The following is a 2447-nucleotide window of genomic DNA, read 5'->3' as shown; positions in this document are numbered from 1 at the left end:
GCAAACAGTGCTTTTAATTATTTGCACTGTCTACTGGGAGGTCATCATATCATTTGTCTATTTCTTTTTTTATGCAAAAAAAATAGAGTTCCATCATGGGAACTCTATTTTAATCTTTGTGAATAAATGAATTGATGCAATCCACTAGTTCATCAAATTCCACAATAATCTTATCTAAATATTCCTTTCCGGCTGGTTCTAGGTGATAATACACTCTAGCTTTATTGTGGTAAATGATTGTATTGCTTGAAATATAGCCATTTTCAATGAGTTTGTAAATAATAGGATACATAGTACCATTCTTCGGTTCAATACGACCCTTAGATTTTTCTGCAATCTCTTTAGTTAGTTCATACGCATATTGATCTTTTTCTTTCAATAAGCTTAAAATCATTAAATCAAGTTTAAATAAATAGTTTGAAGTCTTTGCCATAATTAATCACCTGTAATAAGATTATCAAATATTAGAAGCGTTTTCAATACATTTTTTAAATAAAATGACGTATTTGTGCACCAAACTGTACTTTTATCCTGTTTACAATAAAAAAAAGCGTCATTTTTTTAAAATAGTGTGTAAGAAAAAGAACTCTATGCCTTAAGAGTTCTTTTTCTTACCATATCAATATACTGGTCTTCATGTAGGATTCTAATATCCTGACCTTGTCTTGATAGTGTCATGGCTTTTTTTATCTTCTTATTGCCTTTTTGATATCTTGTCTGCTTGTAGTCCTTTTTCCCAATAACGAGATATCTTGTCTGTGTTGTGACATGGAATGATGGTGTCATACCATCCTGTTCTACAAATGCTTCTATTTCTTGTTTTGTATGAGCAAGTTTTCCAGTGAAAGCAACTGTTTCTTTCTGTATTCCCATCCTTACTTCCTGTACCTTATCACTTGATACAAGAGGTTCAATAAAAGAACTTGTCATACGTCCTAAAGGGACATTTTCCTTCTCGTGGAGCTCTTTAAGACTTGTATAGTGATGTTCATCCATCATCTTCTTTAAAAGTTCTGCACAGGCTAAAGAATCAGCCAATGCATTATGGGCATTCTCTAATTCCACTGAATAATAATCACATAGAGAACCTAAGCCATACTTTTGTAATTCAGGATGAAACAGCTTTGCGAGTACTAATGTACATGATAAGAAACAAGTAGGCTTTCTTATACGAAACCTTCTAAATACTGCCAATAGATGATTTAGATCTGATTGGATATCATGAGATATCACAATACTGTTTTCAAAATATTGACTAATCTTTGGCCAGATTTCTGGAAATGTAGGTTGTTTCTTTAAATCCTGTGGTCTGATCTTATGAACCTTATAACGATAAGGATCAAAAGTCAATTTAGGAGGTCTAATAAGTGAATAGAATGTTTCTTTTACTTTCATATCCTCCAATACGACTATTCCAATAGAACAGATACTAACAGGATCATTATTCAATTCTTCAATATCAAAGATTGTTATTTTTTCACTCATTCAATTCCCACTGCTTTCTTTGCTAACTGATCTGCCTGTTCATTATAGAAGTCTCCTGTATGAGCTTCTACTTTCATAAAGACAATAGGCAATTGTTTACGGTATTTAGCCATTTTATCAGCATAATACTGTGTTAACTTCTTATTAGCTTTCCATTCTCCAATAGCCCACTTTTCAATACCCATATAATCATAATAAATCACAATACCATCATATTCAGGATGTTCTACTGCATACTTTACAGCTGCAAGTGCCCCAAATATTTCTCCTGCGACATTACGACTAGATATACATTCTTCATTATCTCCATGTCCATAAAGACGTTTAATGACCTGCTGTCCATCAATTAATACAGCACCATAACCATATACTTTCTTTTTCGCATTAAAAGAACCATCTACATAAGCAATTAACCCATGTTCCATTTGAGGCATTTCTTTTTTATCAGAAATAAACTCTTCTGCTTCCTTGCGTGATGTAAAGGACTTATAAGAAGCATTCTTAAAGCCATGAATCTGCTTCTGACATTCTGCCCAAGAGTTATAAATACCTGGTACTCTTCCGTTTTTTACGGCATAATATTTCATTTTTATCACCTACCCCATAATAATGAAAACAATAGGCGTTGTCTAGTTAATTATGCAAGTTCACAAAAACTATTTACTATGTTAAAATGAAAGAAATAAACAAAGCGAGGTTATTTTATGTTGATTGAAAAGAGATTTTTGAAATATGTGAGTTTTGATACACAGTCTGATGAATCTTCTACAACATCTCCTTCTACAGAAAAACAATTTGATTTAGCTGATTTCTTGAGTGAAGAAATGCAGATTTTAGGTGTAGATGAAGTAGAAAGAACAGATCAGGGAATTGTATACGGAAAGATTTATAGTAATTCTGATGAGCGTATGAAGGCAATTGGATTTATTGACCATATGGATTCTTCTACAGATGCAAGTGGA

At 32.5% G+C, this 2447-nt stretch carries 3 protein-coding genes and 1 pseudogene; 1 reads left to right on the top strand and 3 read right to left on the bottom strand.

All coding sequences use genetic code 11. The annotated features are described in order from the left end of the window. Positions 1-109: 109 nt before the first annotated feature. From ACT8VG_RS10180 to ACT8VG_RS10170, 3 genes are all read right to left on the bottom strand, one after another. The gene (locus ACT8VG_RS10180; protein ID WP_022424491.1) at positions 110-433 is read right to left on the bottom strand and encodes a PadR family transcriptional regulator; all 324 of its coding nucleotides are present in this window, start codon (positions 431-433) and stop codon (positions 110-112) included. Positions 434-588: 155 nt separating this feature from the next. Then, positions 589-1485 carry an exonuclease domain-containing protein gene (locus ACT8VG_RS10175; protein ID WP_129981928.1) on the bottom strand — a complete coding sequence of 299 codons (897 nt, stop codon included), beginning with the start codon at positions 1483-1485 and terminating at the stop codon, positions 589-591. Next, positions 1482-2072: a ribonuclease H1 domain-containing protein gene (locus ACT8VG_RS10170; RefSeq protein ID WP_187012147.1), complete on the bottom strand. Its 591-nt coding sequence runs from the start codon at positions 2070-2072 to the stop codon at positions 1482-1484. Before ACT8VG_RS10170 ends, ACT8VG_RS10175 begins: the two co-directional genes overlap by 4 nt. 117 nt (positions 2073-2189) lie before the next feature. Between ACT8VG_RS10170 and ACT8VG_RS10165 the strand changes: the two are divergent. Then, a pseudogene (locus tag ACT8VG_RS10165) lies at positions 2190-2447 on the top strand (peptidase T); the annotation flags it as partial.

The organism is Catenibacterium sp. (genome assembly GCF_052354645.1).
In the GTDB taxonomy this organism is placed as follows: Bacteria; Bacillota_I; Bacilli_A; order Erysipelotrichales; family Coprobacillaceae; genus Catenibacterium; species Catenibacterium mitsuoka_A.
Note: the sequence above shows the minus strand (reverse complement) of the source record. Positions and strands in the feature narration are given on the sequence as shown.